This is a genomic window from Pseudomonas sp. NMI760_13 (assembly GCF_021283245.1).
Lineage (GTDB): Bacteria > Pseudomonadota > Gammaproteobacteria > Pseudomonadales > Pseudomonadaceae > Aquipseudomonas > Aquipseudomonas peradeniyensis.
The window spans coordinates 339,533-355,516 of the sequence record NZ_JAJSRC010000002.1 but is presented as its reverse complement, the minus strand read 5'-3'; the positions used below and the strand labels follow the sequence as shown (position 1 = coordinate 355,516).

Here is a 15,984-nt window from a genome sequence, read left to right as displayed (position 1 = left end):
TGAATAAACCTGATTACGGACCATAATGTGTCAACCATGTCTGCGCACATGTGTCAGCGATGTGTCCGGTCTCTACAGAAGGATCAAAAAGTCACCAAAAAATCCTCGCTCCATTCATCCGGCCCCTACGCTTCGCTCCGGGGTTCCCTCGCTCCGTTCTTGCTCCCGGGAGGACCGCGCTGAACGCCCCATCCTGGGGCGCAGCGCTTGACGGGCATCCATGCCCGTCACCTCCCTTCGCAAGAACTACGCTCGGCCTCCTGAAGTCGCAATTGGCGTCGCCTGAACTATCGCGCACTTAGAAGCAAGATCAAGAGATGAGCGTTTCTTGATTGGAGGGTGGTGTTATTTCAGTGATCAGACCCCTCGCCAACATATAGCAAGAGGCCTGAACAGTTTGACCACATACATTGCACCCACGGTTTACGCAGGTCTAAACACAATCACAGAACTTGCCGCAAGAACGCCTGCGCCCGCACATCCTTCGGCGCAGCAAAGAATTCCTGCGGTGGCGAATCTTCCAGCAACTTCCCATGATCAAAGAACAACACCCGATCCGCCACTTCCCGGGCAAAGCCCATCTCGTGCGTCACGCAGACCATGGTCATGCCCTCCTGGGCCAGGGTCTTCATCACATCCAGCACCTCCCCGACCATTTCCGGATCAAGCGCCGAGGTCGGTTCATCGAACAGCATCACCTTCGGGTCCATCGCCAGGGCCCGGGCGATGGCCACCCGCTGCTGCTGGCCACCGGAGAGCCGCGACGGATACTCGTTGGCCTTCTGCGCGATACCGACCTTTTCCAGCAACGCCCGGGCCTTGGCTTCACGCTCGGCCTTGTTACGCTTGCGCACCACCTTCTGCGCCAGGCACAGGTTCTCCAGCACGGTCATGTGCGGGAACAGGTTGAAGTGCTGGAACACCATCCCGACTTCACGTCGATAGGCGTTGATATCGGTCTTGGGGTCGTCCAGTTGCAGGCCGCCGATGGACACATGGCCCTCGTCGAAATGCTCCAGACCATTCAGGCAGCGCAGGAAGGTCGACTTGCCCGAGCCCGAAGGCCCCAGCACCACCACCACCTCGCCCTTAGCGACCTGGGTGGTGACGTTGTCCACCGCGCGCACCACCTGACCGCGGGTGTCGAAGACTTTCAGCAGGTCACGGACTTCAATCACTTTGCGCAAGCCTCCGCTCGAGCCGGCTGGCGATGTGCGACAGCGGCAGGTTGATCAGCAGGTACAGGCCCGCCACACAGAACCAGATCTCGAAAGTCGAGAACGAGGTGGTGATGGCCTCGCGGCCGCTCTTGGTCAGTTCGGTGATGGCGATCACCGACACCAGCGAAGTGTCCTTGACCAGGCTGATGAACTGCCCGGCCAGCGGTGGCAGCACGCGCTTGAAGGCCTGGGGCAGGATCACATGGCGCATGGACTGGGCGCCATTGAGGCCCAACGAACGTGCCGCCTCGTTCTGGCCTTTGGCGATCGACTGCACGCCGGCACGGACGATCTCGGCCACGTAGGCGCCGGTGAACAGCGCCAGCGCCGCCACCCCGGCGAACTCGCGGGACAGGTTGAGCACGGTGCCGATGAAGAAGTAGAAGATGAAGATCTGCACCAGCAGCGGCGTGCCGCGTACCAGCTCGACATACACCGTGGACAGGTCACGCAGGGTGGGGTTGCTCGACAGCCGGCACAGCCCGGCGAACAGGCCGATCACCAGGCCCAGGGCGCCGGAGATCACCGAGATCCACAGCGTGGTCCACAGGCCCCAGGCCAAGGGGCCAGCGGCCCAGTGGCGGGTGACGCCAATGGCATCGCCCTCGGCGACGTCGTCACCACGGGCCAGCAGCATGCTGTCCTTGGCCACTTCGACGACCTGGGTGTCGCCGCTCTCATCCTTCAGGGTGACCCGGGCGTTGTCGCCGGACACCACGATTTCCTCGACCGTGCCCGGGTTGGCGGCACGCTGGGTTTCCTCGGCCTTGTAGGCGAAGTATTGCGGAACACGGTTCCAGCGCCACTCGTAGGAAATCATCGAGGTGGCCAGGTACAGGCTGATCGCCAGGCCCACCAGGACCAGCGCGGTCAGCCCATGCCAGGGCCACTGTGCTTTCTTGTGTTTGATCACTTGGGGTACTTCCACAAAAAAAGAAACGCGCCGGGTGGAGCTTTAGCGATAGCCCGTGGAGCGTGCGTTGTACTTGCTGGCCTCTTCGCGGGTAAACCCGCTCCCACAGGGTTTGGCTACATCTGTGGGAGCGGGTTTACCCGCGAAGAGGCCAGCGAAAACATCCGCTGCCCTCGACCTACCGCCCTTAGCCCCACCTGCGCGTCGGGGTAAAAGCCTGGGCTTTTGGCCCGACCCTTATTCCATTTCCTTCAGCCATTCCTTGCTCTTGAACCACTTGTCGTGAATACGATCGTAGGTCCCGTCATGCTTGATCTGGTGCAGGAAGTTGTTGATGTAGTTGATGCTGTCGTAGTCGCCTTTCTTCAGGCCGAAGGCCAGCGGCTCGTAGGTGAAGGGTTCTTCCAGGAACACCAGCTTGCCGGCGCCGGCCTTCTCCACCGCCACCACGTTGTAGGGCGAGTCGTAGACGAAGGCGTCAGCCTTGCCGTTGACCACGTCCATCACCCCTTCCTGCTCGTTGTCGTAGCCATGGTACTTGGCCTTGCCGATCAGCTTCTTCGCGACCATCTCGCCGGTGGTGCCGAGCTTGGAGGTGAGGCGGTACTTCTCGTTGTTCAGGTCCTTGTACGACTTGATCTCGCCCGCCAGCTCCTTGCGGATCAGCAGGGTCTGGCCGACCACAATGAAAGGTTCGCTGAAGTTCAGGCGCAGGTTGCGTTCCTGGGTCAGGGTCATGCCGCTGCCGATGAAGTCGAACTTGTCGGTCATCAGGGCCGGGATGATGCCGTCGTAGGCGGTGGAGACCATCTCCAGCTTGACGCCCATGGACTTGGCCATGGCCTTGAGGATGTCGACTTCGAAGCCGATGATCTCACCGCGCTTGTTTGTCATTTCGAACGGCATGTAGGTCGGGTCCATGCCCACGCGCAGGGTGCCACGCTTGACCGCGTCATCGATGGCGCCGGCCTGGGCGGCGGTCACCGCGATCAGGGCGGTCGCACCTACCAGCAGTCGCGACAGGTATTTCTTAATCATCACCAAGTCCCCTAGCAAGAAGTACGCAGATTTTTCTTGTAAGCACGGTCCGACAGACCGATGCGCAATATCGGGACGGATGCTAACGCATGCGCGGCGCCGGACCTAGAGCCGGGGGGGACTTTGTTGGCCAAAATCGACCAGAAAGCATCGCGGGGCCAGCCCGCTCCCACGCACCGTTGAGATGGCGTGGGAGCGGGCTGGCCCCGCGATTATCGAAGCAACGGACTCAAGCCAGGGCTGGCTGGGCCACGTTCTCCGGGTGCAGCGGCAGCAGCGGCGAGTGCGGATCGTTGGCGATGGACGCCCGCCACACATCGATCCACGCCGTGTTGTGTCCGGCCCACACCTGCTCGTGCAGGCGCGACAGCGCCACCGGGTCGCTGAGCAGCGCCAGGCGGGTGTTCAGGTCCAGGCCTTTCGGGCCGACTTCCAGGGCCTTGGCCACGCGCTCGGCGCGCAGCGCCTCGATCGGGGCCGCCTGACCGTGACGCGCCGTGGCCATGGCACAGGCCAGGGCGTTCTGGCGCGGGTCGACCACGGCACGGACGAAACCGTCGTGCAAGGCGTGCCAGCGGTTCTCGTGGGTGTACTGGTCGGTCGCCAGCAGCTCTTGCGGCGTAGCGTATTCCTCGGGGATGAGGAACAGCTTCTCGTCCTTGGCCGCCAGGCCCAGGCGCGTGCGGCTGGAGATCACCGACACCGGGATCGACAGCACCAGCGAGCCGACGATCGGCGCCAGCCACCACAGGAAGCTCGGGTTCAGCCAGGCCACCAGCCCAGCCCAGGCGATACCCAGCAGGGTCTGCGGACCATGGCGACGCACCGCTTCGCTCCACGGCGTGGAGTCGTCGTCACGCTGCGGCGAGTTCCAGGTCGCGGCCCAGCCGAGGAACGCGGCCAGCACGAAGCGGGTGTGGAAGATCATCCGCACCGGTGCCAGCAGCATGGAGAACAGCATCTCCATCAGCATCGACAGGGTGACCTTGATGCGCCCGCCGAACTCGGTGGCGCCCTTGGCCCAGATCAGGATGATGCTGAGCAGCTTGGGCAGGAACAGCAGCACGATGGTGGTGGAGAACAGCGCAATGGCCTTCTCCGGATGCCACTGCGGCCACAGCGGGTAGAGCTGGAACGGCTCGATGAAATACTGCGGCTCCATCAGGGTGTTGGTTGCCAGCAGCGCCGTCGACAGCACCAGGAACAGGAACCACAGCGGCGCCGACAGGTACGACATCACCCCGGTGAGGAACACCGCGCGGTGCACCGGGTGCATGCCCTTGACCAGGAACAGGCGGAAGTTCATCAGGTTGCCGTGGCACCAGCGACGGTCGCGCTTGAGCTCGTCGAGCAGGTTTGGCGGCAGCTCTTCGTAGCTGCCCGGCAGATCATAGGCGATCCACACGCCCCAACCGGCACGGCGCATCAGCGCGGCTTCGACGAAGTCGTGGGAGAGGATAGCACCGGCGAACGCGCCCTTGCCCGGCAACGGCGCCAGGGCGCAGTGCTCGATGAACGGCTTCATGCGGATGATCGCGTTGTGACCCCAATAGTGCGACTCGCCCAACTGCCAGAAGTGCAGGCCGGCGGTGAACAGCGGGCCGTACACGCGGGTGGCGAACTGCTGCATGCGCGCATACAGGGTGTCCATGCCCGAGGCTTTCGGTCCGGTCTGGATGATGCCGGCGTCCGGGTTGGCCTCCATCAGGCGCACCAGGCTGCTCAGGCACTCGCCGCTCATGACGCTGTCGGCATCGAGCACGACCATGTACTTGTACTCGCCGCCCCAGCGACGGCAGAAGTCGTCGAGGTTGCCGCTCTTGCGCTTCACCCGGCGCCGACGGCGACGGTAGAAGATGCGGCCGAAACCCTTGGTTTCGCGGCACACGTCGAGCCAGGCCTGTTGTTCGGCGACGGCGATGTCGGTGTCGTTGGTGTCGCTGAGCACGAAGAAGTCGAACCGGTCGAGGTTGCCGCTGGCAGCCACCGACTCGAAGGTGGCGCGCAGGCCGGCGAACACCCGTGGCACGTCTTCGTTGCAGATCGGCATCACCAGCGCGGTGCGCGCCTCGGGCGCGATCGGCTCGTTGCCGGCGCTGCTGCCGGAAATCTTGTACTTGTCACGCCCGGTGAGCAGCTCGAGGAAGCCCATCAGGGCGGTCCAGAAGCCCGCCGACACCCAGCAGAACAGGATGCCGAACAGGACCAGGATGGAGGTCTGCAGCGCATACGGCCACACCTGCACCACCGTGTCCCACAGCGGCTGGTTGACGATCTCGTCGAGATCAACGAACGACCAACCCTGGTACGGCAGGATGCCCTTCATGTACCAGCCGGCGACGAGGGTCTGGCCGATCATCAGGGTCAGCAGGATGTAGCGGCGGATCGAGCCGACCGTGCGCCAGCGCGCCGGCGGCAGCTCGCGCTTGGGCGGCTGCGGGGCGTTGGTGCGGCCGGTCATGCGCCGCCACATGCGGATCAGGATGTTGGTGCGCCACGGCTCGGGCACGACCTTGGTGCGCTTGATCGGCGGGGCGATCTTCAGGCACAGCCGCCCACCGGCATCGACGCCGAGCATCTCGGCGTCTTCCAGCTCGGCGGCGCTGCCGACAGTAAGACGGGCGCCCACCGAAGCCTGGGCGGCCTCGGCGGTGCCGGCGGCCGGTTGGGCCGCCAGGTGTTGGTGCAGCTCGCTGAAGGAGGTGCAGCGGGCGAGTTCCGCACGCTGCTCGTCGCTCAGGGGAAGGTGGGCCAGGTACTCGCTCAGCGATTCCGGCCTTGCGCTTGAGTTACTCATCGGCAGGCAACTGATAGCTCCAGGTCTCGGTCAGCACTTTCTCGGTGGTGGCCGGGGTCCCGTTGGTGGATGCCGCATCGGCGGCGGGTTGCTCGGCAGCCTTCTCGACCTTGGCTTTCTCGGCCTTGGCGTGAGCATGCTTGGCCGCGGCCTTGTCCTGCTTGGCCGGCTTGGGCTGTTCGACCGGTACGTCGCGCAGCAGCGCGGCGCGCATCTCGGTGGATTTCTTCGGATCCTGCACCTTCAGGCGCAGGGTCAGGCGCCAGCCTTTGGTTTCCGGGTTGTAGCGCAGGTTGTTCTCGACCACTTCGGCGTTGTCGCCGACGCTGACCTGGCTGCGCACGGCGGTGTCGGCCGGCAGCGTGGCCAGGTTCGGGCCGATGAAGTCGACCAGGAAGGCCACGGTGCCATCGGTCTGGCGGATCAGGTTGGACTGTTTGACGTCGCCGGTGGAGCGCAGGGTCTGCTTGACCCAGCCCAGTTCCTGCGAATGCAGTTGGTCTTCCTTGATGGTCCAGCGCAGGCGGTAGTCGTACTCGAACGGCTTGCCCACCTCAGGCAGTTTTTCCGGGCTCCAGAAGGCCACGATGTTGTCGTTGGTCTCGTCGGCGGTCGGGATCTCGACCAGGTCGACGGTACCCTTGCCCCAGTCACCCTTCGGCTCGATCCAGGCGCTCGGGCGCTTCTCGTACTCGTCGTCGAGGTCTTCGTAGTCGCTGAAGTCGCGCTGGCGCTGCAGCAGGCCGAAACCACGCGGGTTCTCGACGCTGAAGTTGCTCACGGCCAGGTGTTTCGGGTTGTTCAGCGGACGCCACAGCCACTCGCCGTTGCCGGCGTGGATCGCCAGGCCTTCGGAGTCATGCAGGGCCGGACGGTAGTTCATGACCTTGGATGGCTGGTTGGGGCCGAACAGGTACATGCTGGTCAGCGGGGCGATGCCCAGGCGGCTGACGTTGTCACGCAGGTAGACCCGCGACTTGACGTCGACCAGGGTGTCTTCGCCAGGGCGCAGGGTCAGCTTGTAGGCGCCGGTGGAGCGCGGCGAGTCGAGCAGCGCGTAGATCACCAGGTGCTTGTCGTTCGGCTTGGGCTTCTCGATCCAGAATTCGCGGAAGCGCGGGAATTCCTCGCCGGACGGCAGCGCGGTGTCGATGGCCAGGCCACGGGCCGACAGGCCGTAGCGGTGGCCCTTGCCGACCACGCGGAAATAGCTGGCGCCAAGCAGGGTCATGATCTCGTCCTGCTTGTCGGCCTTGTTGATCGGGTAGAGCACGCGGAAACCAGCGTAGCCGAGGTTCTTGGTGGCTTCGGCGTCATGCGGCACGTCGCCGAACTCGAAGCGGCTCGGGTCGTACTTGATTTCCTTGACCTTGTTGGCGGTGATCTCGTTGATGGTCACCGGCGTGTCGAAGTGCATGCCCTGGTGGTAGAACGAGAGCTTGAACGGCGTCTTGTCCTTGGCCCACTCGGCCTTTTCCTGCAGGAAGCGGATCTTCTGGTAGTCGGCGTACTTCATGTCGCGGAACACCGGCGGCAGGTTGCTCTTCGGTGCCTCGAACTTCTGACCGGCCAGATCCTTTGCCTTGGCTGCAACGTCGTCCAGATTGAATGCCCACAGCTGGCCCGCGCTCAACAGGCCGACCAGCGCCACGCCGGCCAGCATGGCCTTGCGCAGCCGGGTACCGGGGATTCTAGGTGCAATACAGGGGCTTACAATCACGAGCAATCCTCGCCGAAAACAGATCATGAAACCAACGGCCAGCGACCAATGCCGGGTTGGCGAGCACTGTTCGGACCCCGTGAGGGCGTAATGATTCCCCAAACGGATCCTGACAATGCTCGAGTCAAAGTGAAACGAACCTGCGAACGCAGGTTCATGCAGCGCGCGATTATCCAGCAGGTCGCGTTACAACGCATCAGGCTGAACAAACTATTTATCGTACAAAACCCCTTGTTTTTCGACAAACAAGGGGTTTTTTGACCTCATATTTGTAACATAAATGTTACCGGGCCATCATTGACCAGATGCACCTGCATGTCTGCACCGAAGCGACCACTGGCCACCAGCGGGTGCCGGGCCTGTGCCTGGCGCAGCAGATAGTCGAACAGCTCGGCGCCGAGGGCCGGTGGCGCCGCCGTGGAAAAGCTCGGGCGCATGCCGTTGCGGGTGTCGGCGGCCAGGGTGAACTGCGACACCAGCAGCAGGCCGCCACCGACATCCTTGAGCGAGCGGTTCATCTTGCCCTGCTCGTCGCTGAACACCCGGTAGTTCAGCAGTTTGTGCAACAGCTTGTCGGCATGCTCGGGCGAATCTTCAGGCTCGACCGCCACCAGCGCCAGCAACCCCTGGTCGATGGCGCCGACAATCTCCCCTGCCACTTCCACCCGCGCGCCACGCACACGCTGGATCAGCCCCTTCATGCTTCTTCCAGGGGCAGGTCGAGCAGGCGCCGGGCCATCTGGTCGGCGGCGCGCACCAGGGCGTCGGTGATGCCGGGCTCGGAGGCGGCGTGGCCGGCGTCGCGGATCACCTTCAGCTCGCTGTTCGGCCAGGCCTGGTGCAGCTCCCAGGCGTTGTCCAACGGGCAGATCACGTCGTAGCGGCCATGCACGATCATCGCCGGCAGGTGAGCGATCTTCGGCATGTCGCGGATCAGCTGGTCTGGCTCGAGGAAAGCGTTGTTGGTGAAGTAATGGCACTCGATGCGAGCGATCGACAGGGCGCGCTGCGGCTCGGAGAAGCGGTCGACCACCAGCGGGTTCGGACGCAGGGTCGCGGTGCGGCCCTCCCAGGTGGACCAGGCCTTGGCGGCATGCATCTGGGCGATCTGGTCGTTGCCGGTCAGGCGCTTGTGGAAGGCGTTGACCAGGTCGCCGCGTTCCTCCGGCGGGATCGGTGCGATGTAGTCCTGCCAGTAGTCGGGGAACAGCCGGCTGGCGCCTTCCTGGTAGAACCAGTGGATCTCCTGCGGGCGGCACAGGAAGATGCCGCGCAGGATCAGGCCATGCACCCGCTCGGGGTGCTTCTGGGCGTAGGCCAGGGCCAGGGTGGAACCCCAGGAACCGCCGAACAGCACCCACTTGTCGATGCCGAGGTGCTCGCGAATGCGCTCCAGGTCCTCGACCAGGTGCCAGGTAGTGTTGTTCTCCAGGCTCGCGTGCGGCGTGGAGCGGCCGCAGCCGCGCTGGTCGAAGGTGACGATGCGGTACAGGTTGGGGTCGAAGTAGCAGCGGCTCTGGGCATCGCAGCCCGCGCCCGGGCCACCGTGGATGAACACCACGGGCAGACCTTCCGGCGAGCCGCTCTCATCGACATACAGCACATGCGGCGCTTCCACGGCCAGATCGTGCCGGGCGTAGGGTTTGATCTGCGGGTAGAGGGTCTGCATCGCGCACTCCGTGTGAGGATATTGTCTGCCGCCTGGCATCATAAACCTGAATTGCGCTTTGAGCATGCTCTCGTGCTGGGTGCGATGCATGCGGACGGGTTCTACGGCCAGATCATGTTATGTCCTTGGTCGGCGGCACAGTCCATACCATCCGGGCCTCCCTTCCATCGAGGCCCCACCATGAGCGTCAACAACAACGGCGTCGCTGGCGCGCCAGTAACGGACGAACCCATAGGTTCACTGTCGAAGCGGCTGATCGCCGACAAGATGCCTGACTGGCTGAAGCACGTCGCAAAGCCGGCCCATGCCCACATGCGCAATGCCCTGAGCCAACCAAACGCCTGGTTCGACAAGGCTTGCCTGGCGCACCCGGACATCGCCCGACAGCAGGTACAGGAATATGGCACCCATCGACAGACCCAGGATGAGGTGACCAGGCTGCTCAAGCAGCTACCCGATCTACGGCAGTTCGCCACGCAGCAGCTGACCCAGGCGATCAAGCAGCGCTTCAATCTGCAACTGGACGTGAACAAGACCTATCTGTTCAACGCCCGCCGGGCCGAGGCTTATCAGGACGCCTCCCACGGCGACCCGATCGTTCAGGCAGCACGGTCGTTCAGACGAGCCACGCAGTCCTTGCTGCACAGCGCCTTGCAGAACTTCGAGGCCGAACAGGCGCTGCCTGGTGGGCTGGATACCGCCAGGCTCAGCTCAAGGGTGCTCGACAGCAATGCGTTCGTGGGCGTGGTGCCCAGCGGCAACCAGGTCGAGATCTCGCCGAGCGAATTCGCGGCATTATCCCGCGAGCTGGACATCGGTGGTCAGTACCAGGCGCTGATCGAAACGGCCTGCCAGGCGGATCCGCAGACGGCCAAGGTATTCGGCGACGCGGAACTGAGCACCCTGCGCCTGGAGCTGCACAGGGCTTATCTGGGCGAAAGGCTCGAACAGCCGCTGTATAAGGCCTTGCTCAAGCTGGTCGAACACGGCGAGGCCGAGTACGAGGGCCGTCCGCTGGGCGCGACCTTCCTGCAGCTGTTCGGCAGCTCGGTAACAGGCGCCTTGATCTTCGGTGTAGAAACGGGCCCCAGCCTGCCGTCGCGCTACCCTGCGTTCCAACTGCCCTTCCAGGGTTGGCTGGTCACCTATTTGCCCGGCGCGCGAATCCCCTTGAAGCATCACGCCACCGCCGAGGCACTGCAGGCCTACCTGCGCGAACAGCTGGGGGCCATGACCCGCCTGCAACTGCTCGACAGCGTGCCGGCACGCGACAGCAATGCCTTTCTCACCCAGTTGCTGGACTGCCTGCAACCGGTGGACTGGAGTACCTCAAAGGTCTTCCCGGGCCAGTACGGCGGTACGGTAAACCGTGTGCGCGATCCAGACGCCCGAGTGACGGTGGCACAGCAGCCCTTCGGGCAAGGCCTGCGCGAGGCGCTGGTCGCGCAGAAACGTCAAAGGTTCAGGGACGATGCCCTGTTCCACGCGGTCCCCACCGCGACGGAGGATCAGATAACCGCGCAGAAACAACTGGCGTACTACACCGGCCTGGCCTTCAACGCCCTGGCCTTGGGCAGTTTCTTCGTACCGGCCCTTGGTCCGGTGATGCTGGGACTGACGGCACTGCAACTGGGGCATGAAGTATACGAAGGGTTCGCCAGCTGGGCGCAGGGCGACAGGCAGCAGGCCCTGGCCTACCTAGTGGACGTGGTTGAAAACGTTGCCCAGTTGGCGGCTCTCGGGATCTGGGAGGCGAGCAGCGGAAAACCTGCCATCGAGAAAATCACCGCCGAGACGCCTTCATTTGTCGAAGAACTGGAGCCGGTGCGCAGGCCTGACGGCGAGGTCCGCCTCTGGTCCCCGGACCTGAAGCCATTTGCCCATGACATCGTGCTGCCTGCAGGCTTGAAAGCGGATGAGTTCGGCTTGTACCACCACGCAGGCAAGATCTGGTTGGCGCTGGAAGACTGCCTGTTCTCGGTCAAACCCATTGCTGCGCCCCACGCCTACGTCATCGAAAAACCACAAAGCCCCCAAGGCTACCAGCCTCGATTGCGCCACAATGGTGCAGGCGCCTGGCTGCATGAACTGGACCGACCACAGGCATGGCCATTGAAGCAGTTGGCCGGTCGGGCAGGACAACTGACCGCTGGGTTCGACGAAGCCACCCTGACCCGGATCCTCGACGTCAGCGGCACGGATGAGTCCATGTTGCGTCGAACCGTCAGCCAGAACCTGCGCTTGCCGGCGTTGCTGGAAGACACGCTGTCTCGTTTCAAGCTGGATCAGGAACTGCGCACCTCGGTGACGGAGCCAAACATGCTGCGCAAGACGTTCCAGAAGCGCTACGACCTTTTGTACGCCAGGCCCACCGCCCGCGGCGCCACCCTGCGGCAACGTTATCCACAGCTGCCGCTTCCGGTCATCGAAGAGCTGTTGCGCAATGCCAGCCTGGAGGAGCTGCAGGGTCTGGATAAAGGCAGGGTCCACGCCCGCCTTGGTGCAGAGGCTCGCACCTACCAGCAGCAGGTGCGCCTGGCCCGCGCCTATGAAGGGCTATATCTAAACACGGTGCGCAACTGGGACACTGACCGCTTGATCTTGCATACGCTGGAACAGCTTCCCGGCTGGCCCGCCGATACGGTCATCGATCTTGAGCAACACCTGCACTGGCCCGCCGAGCGCACACGAATCGGAGCACAGACCGCCGAGCCCAACGCCACCATTTTCAGCACGACCAATGGATACATCGTTGACGGCAGCAGTGCCCCAGAAGCCTCGGAGAGGCTTCACGACACGCTCTACAGTGCGCTGATGAAAGCCCTGCCGACACCCGCAATCAGCGTACTGGGTAACCTGGGAGTGAGCTACACGCAAGCACTCAAGCGCCTGCTTCGCCAGATGCCTCGACTTTCGCGCGAGGCGTTGCGCAAGGTGTTGCGCATGCAGCCCGTGCGCCAGGGCTTCCACTCGCCGATGCGTCTGGCCGACGGCCGCCTGGGATACCCGATGGGCGGCCATGGCGGCACTGGAGGCGGCTTCACCCGCCACACCCTGCTGCGCATGATCAGGGAAACCGGCCTGCCCGTGCATACGACGCGTACGGCCGACCAGATACTGGCCGACCTGGAAGGCAGCGGACTGAGCCGAAGCGAGATAAACATACGCCTGCAGGCATTGCTGGAGCGGCACACGACCTTGCGCGACACGCTGGCCGCATGGCGACGAGCGACAACCGCCACAGCCGGGCAGGACAGCGAAGCGATCGACACGCTGCATGAGCGGATCATCCAGCACTGGTATGACAATGCCCTGCCTGTGACACCCCACGAGGCGACACCATTGCGTCTGGAGCAGATCGCACTGGACACCTTCCCGTCCGACCTGCCCACGTTCTTTGGCGAAAGTGTCAGGCATCTTCAGCTCATCGACCCGTCCCACGGCAGCGCTTCGAGCCTGGGACGGCGCGAGCGCCAGCTGACCAGTCTGTTCCAACAGTTCCCAGGCTTACGCTCGCTGGAGGTGACCCGACCTTATGTCGACAACGCACCCGCCTCCAACTTCCTGTACGACCTCAGCTCGATCACCCGCCGCCTTCCGGCGCTCGAATCCCTCAGCATCACCAACCTGAACCTGGCATTGTCGAGCAGGGAGATCGAAAGCCTGAGAGCGTTGCCCCACCTTCGGCGCCTCACGCTGGACGGCAATCGGCTGTTATCGCACAGCTACCAGGCCTTCGAAGGCCTGACGCTGGACTACCTGGGCCTCGAACGCATGGACCTCGACCACTGGCCCCAGGGACTGAGGCCACGCCCTCTGACCCGCATCAGGGAGGTCTCGCTACGCGACAACCGTATCCGCTCACTGCCGAGCTTTCTCATGAGCAACGAACCGGACCTTGCCACCCACTCGGTCATTGCCCTGGAAGGCAATCCCATCATCGAGGATCAGCTGCTGCGCATCCTGCTCAATCAACAGGGCCTGGCCGGACGGATCCATGCCGACATTTCATCGTCCCTGAACGCCCGCCTGCGCCGCTACACTCAGCAGCGTGAAGCACTGCGCGACGCCCTCGACAGCTGGGCCAACGCCTCAAGTTCGACGGCGCCGCTGAGCCAGGCCGCCATGGCCATGCGCAACCGGATCGGGGTCAGCATCAACAACTTCTGGCGCAACCAGGAACTGGGCATGCGCCAGACCACGCTGCGCCTGGAAAACATCGCCCTGGAGCATTTCCCGTCGCAACTTCCGTCCTTCTTCCACGATCGCGTGCGCAGCCTGTCGCTAGCCCGGATCAGCAGCACGAGCGCCCAGCTGGATGATTTCCTGCGACGCTTCCCCCTGGTGGAAAACCTCAGCCTCGTCGAACACACCCAGCCGAACCAGGCGCTGCCGACAGCACTCCTGCGCCTGCCCCGGCTCGTCTACCTGTCCTTGCGCGACATGGGGCTGATGATCGATGACAACGTGCTCGCCATCTTCGGCGCACTGGGCAACCTCAGCACACTGGAACTGGCCGGCAACCGCCTGGGCACAATCACCCAGGTGCCCGAGACCTTGCGCAACCTGACTCGGCTCGAGCTGAACAACATGGGTATCGAACAGTGGCCCGCCTGGCTGAACAGCCTGCTGCCGCTGGAACTGCTCGACCTGAGCGAGAACCGCTTGACCGAACTACCCGAACACATCTTCAGCAACCTCGATCACGACTTCCCCGTGTCGTCGATCGCCCTGTTCGACAACCCATTGAGCCGCAGCACCATGTTCCGTGCGCGCACCTCCTCGGACACCCAGCGCAACTTCACCTTCGCCATGAGCCTGCCCGATGACTTGCTGACCGCGACGTCTTCGGATGAAGAACTGGCGGGGGGGCACCTGCATAATCCAATCCTTCCCCTTGCCGATGACCAGCCACGCCTGGAGGCCTGGCTGCAAGGCGCACAGCTGGAAAACGAAGCACTGCGCGATACCTGGCAGCAACTGGAACAGGCAGGCGATGCGGGCAACCTGCTGTCGCTGGTCGGGCGCCTGCAGCAGTCAGCGCCCTTTCGCAATGGCGTCAGCCGGCCGTCCTTCTGCCAGCGCGTGCGCATGGTCCTGATCAAGGCGCTGGTCAGGCCGGAAGAACGCGCGCTGTTCAACGCCATCGCGCAGGAGGCACTGGTGCAACCGGACACCGGCAGCCAGACCTGCCACGACGGGGCACTACTGGTGTTCCAGAACATCGAGCTGCTGATCGACAGTCGTAACCTGCTGAGAACCGCAGGCGATACGGAACACACGCTTTACCAGGAGCTCACGCGCCTCTATCGCCTGTACCGACTGGATGAGATCGCCCGCGACAAAGCCAAGGGCCGGGACGAGGCGGAGGTGCGCCTGGCCTATCGCCGCGGACTGAATCAGGAGCTGAAACTAGGTGTGCCCGACGACAACATGCTCTACGAGGCCTTTGCCGATGTCAGCCGCAGCGAGCTGACAGCGGCGATGGACCAGGTACACCGGGATGAGCAGGGTGAGTCGTTCCTGGGGTATGCCGCGAGCAATGACCAATGGTGCCGATACCTGCGACTGACCTACGCAGCACGCTTCGACGCCATCGAGCAGCAGTACAGGGCGCAGGTCAACGCCCTGGACGAGTCCCCGCAAAGCCTCGATGAACTGGCGCCCGAGTACGAAGCGCTGGAGAACGACAAGCAGGCACGGGAACGGCACCTGATCCGTGAACTGACCACACTGGCCAATCCGGATCGCAGTTGAGCGCTAGCGCCCGTATCGCTCCCGGCCCCACGTAAGGACCGTCTCCAGCAACCGTCTCAGGACCGCTTGGGTCGGTTGTGCCAGGTCCTGGCGATAGGCGAACGGCTCGACTTCATTCATGTACGTGCTCTGCGCCAGCTCCAGTTGCACGGCATGGATCTGTCGGGACGGGTCACCGTAGTGGCGGGTGATGTGTCCACCCTTGAAGCGGCCGTTGAGCACATGGCTGTAGTGCGGGAACTCGGCGCACACGCCCTGCAGCCGCTTGGCCAGCTCGGGATCGCAACTGGCGCCGTTGAAGGTACCGAGGTTGAAGTCCGGCAGTTTGCCGTCGAACAGATGCGGGATCAGCGAACGGATCGAATGGGCGTCCCACAGCAGCGCATAGCCGAACTCTGCGCGCAGGCGCTCCAGCTCGCGACGAATCGTGTCGTGGTACGGGCGCCAGATCCCTTCCAGGTACGTCGCCCGCTCGTCGGCGCTCGGCACCTGGCCATCCTTGAACAACGGCTCGCCGTCGAACAATGTCGCCGGGTACAGGCCGGTGGTGGCGCCGGCGTACAGCGGCTTGTCGTCGTCCGGGCGGTTCAGGTCGATGACGAAGCGCGAATACTCCGCCGCCACTACACTTGCGCCCAGGTCACGGGCGAAGTCGTACAGGCGTGGAATGTGCCAGTCGGTGTCCGGCAGGCTGCGTGCCTGGTCGACCAGGCCATCGTGCACGGCTGGCGTCAGGCCCAGCCCGGCGTGAGGCATGCTGATCAGCAGTGGCAGCCGGCCTTGGTGAAAACTCAATACCTTGTCCATATGACTCCTACAGCGTATCTGATTGACCTTCGTGGGAGCGGGCTTGCCCGCGATGGATGGCAC

9 protein-coding genes are annotated in these 15,984 nt (G+C 63.6%); 1 reads left to right on the top strand and 8 read right to left on the bottom strand.

The features are described 5' to 3' along the window. Positions 1–443: 443 nt before the first annotated feature. The 7 genes from LU671_RS03405 to pip all read right to left on the bottom strand — a co-directional run bounded on the left by LU671_RS03405 (position 444) and on the right by pip (position 9,357). Entirely contained in the window at positions 444–1,178 is a 735-nt protein-coding gene (locus LU671_RS03405) for an amino acid ABC transporter ATP-binding protein (RefSeq protein ID WP_186716283.1), read from the bottom strand. Beyond that, entirely contained in the window at positions 1,171–2,133 is a 963-nt protein-coding gene (locus tag LU671_RS03400; RefSeq protein ID WP_046853904.1) for an amino acid ABC transporter permease, read from the bottom strand. Before LU671_RS03400 ends, LU671_RS03405 begins: the two co-directional genes overlap by 8 nt. 237 nt (positions 2,134–2,370) lie before the next feature. Then, positions 2,371–3,168: a transporter substrate-binding domain-containing protein gene (locus LU671_RS03395; RefSeq protein ID WP_110735164.1), complete on the bottom strand. Its 798-nt coding sequence runs from the start codon at positions 3,166–3,168 to the stop codon at positions 2,371–2,373. 232 nt (positions 3,169–3,400) lie between these two features. Next, complete coding sequence (gene mdoH, locus LU671_RS03390; protein ID WP_203648355.1) at positions 3,401–5,968, bottom strand: glucans biosynthesis glucosyltransferase MdoH; 2,568 nt, start codon at positions 5,966–5,968, stop codon at positions 3,401–3,403. Further along, positions 5,961–7,631: a glucan biosynthesis protein G gene (locus LU671_RS03385; protein ID WP_232854956.1), complete on the bottom strand. Its 1,671-nt coding sequence runs from the start codon at positions 7,629–7,631 to the stop codon at positions 5,961–5,963. The genes mdoH and LU671_RS03385 overlap by 8 nt, the downstream gene beginning before the upstream one ends. Positions 7,632–7,951: 320 nt before the next feature. Continuing rightward, the gene (gene dtd / locus LU671_RS03380; RefSeq protein ID WP_050707270.1) at positions 7,952–8,389 is read right to left on the bottom strand and encodes a D-aminoacyl-tRNA deacylase; all 438 of its coding nucleotides are present in this window, start codon (positions 8,387–8,389) and stop codon (positions 7,952–7,954) included. Further along, positions 8,386–9,357 carry a prolyl aminopeptidase gene (pip, locus tag LU671_RS03375; protein WP_232854949.1) on the bottom strand — a complete coding sequence of 324 codons (972 nt, stop codon included), beginning with the start codon at positions 9,355–9,357 and terminating at the stop codon, positions 8,386–8,388. Before pip ends, dtd begins: the two co-directional genes overlap by 4 nt. Positions 9,358–9,537: 180 nt before the next feature. Here pip and LU671_RS03370 point away from each other — a divergent pair, with 180 nt between their 5' ends. Next, positions 9,538–15,114 carry a dermonecrotic toxin domain-containing protein gene (locus tag LU671_RS03370; protein WP_232854948.1) on the top strand — a complete coding sequence of 1,859 codons (5,577 nt, stop codon included), beginning with the start codon at positions 9,538–9,540 and terminating at the stop codon, positions 15,112–15,114. A 3-nt stretch (positions 15,115–15,117) separates the two neighbouring features. Here LU671_RS03370 and hutG read toward each other — a convergent pair whose 3' ends face one another. Then, positions 15,118–15,921: an N-formylglutamate deformylase gene (gene hutG / locus LU671_RS03365; protein WP_232854947.1), complete on the bottom strand. Its 804-nt coding sequence runs from the start codon at positions 15,919–15,921 to the stop codon at positions 15,118–15,120. Between the last annotated feature and the right edge of the window lie 63 nt (positions 15,922–15,984).

Excerpts from the sequence above, each read along its gene's own strand:
- mdoH (WP_203648355.1), bottom strand. The coding sequence starts at position 5,968 with ATGAGTAACTCAAGCGCAAGGCCGGAATCGCTGAGCGAGTACCTGGCC.
- LU671_RS03385 (WP_232854956.1), bottom strand. The coding sequence starts at position 7,631 with ATGCTGGCCGGCGTGGCGCTGGTCGGCCTGTTGAGCGCGGGCCAGCTG.
- dtd (WP_050707270.1), bottom strand. The coding sequence starts at position 8,389 with ATGAAGGGGCTGATCCAGCGTGTGCGTGGCGCGCGGGTGGAAGTGGCA.
- pip (WP_232854949.1), bottom strand. The coding sequence starts at position 9,357 with ATGCAGACCCTCTACCCGCAGATCAAACCCTACGCCCGGCACGATCTG.
- LU671_RS03370 (WP_232854948.1), top strand. The coding sequence starts at position 9,538 with ATGAGCGTCAACAACAACGGCGTCGCTGGCGCGCCAGTAACGGACGAA.
- hutG (WP_232854947.1), bottom strand. The coding sequence starts at position 15,921 with ATGGACAAGGTATTGAGTTTTCACCAAGGCCGGCTGCCACTGCTGATC.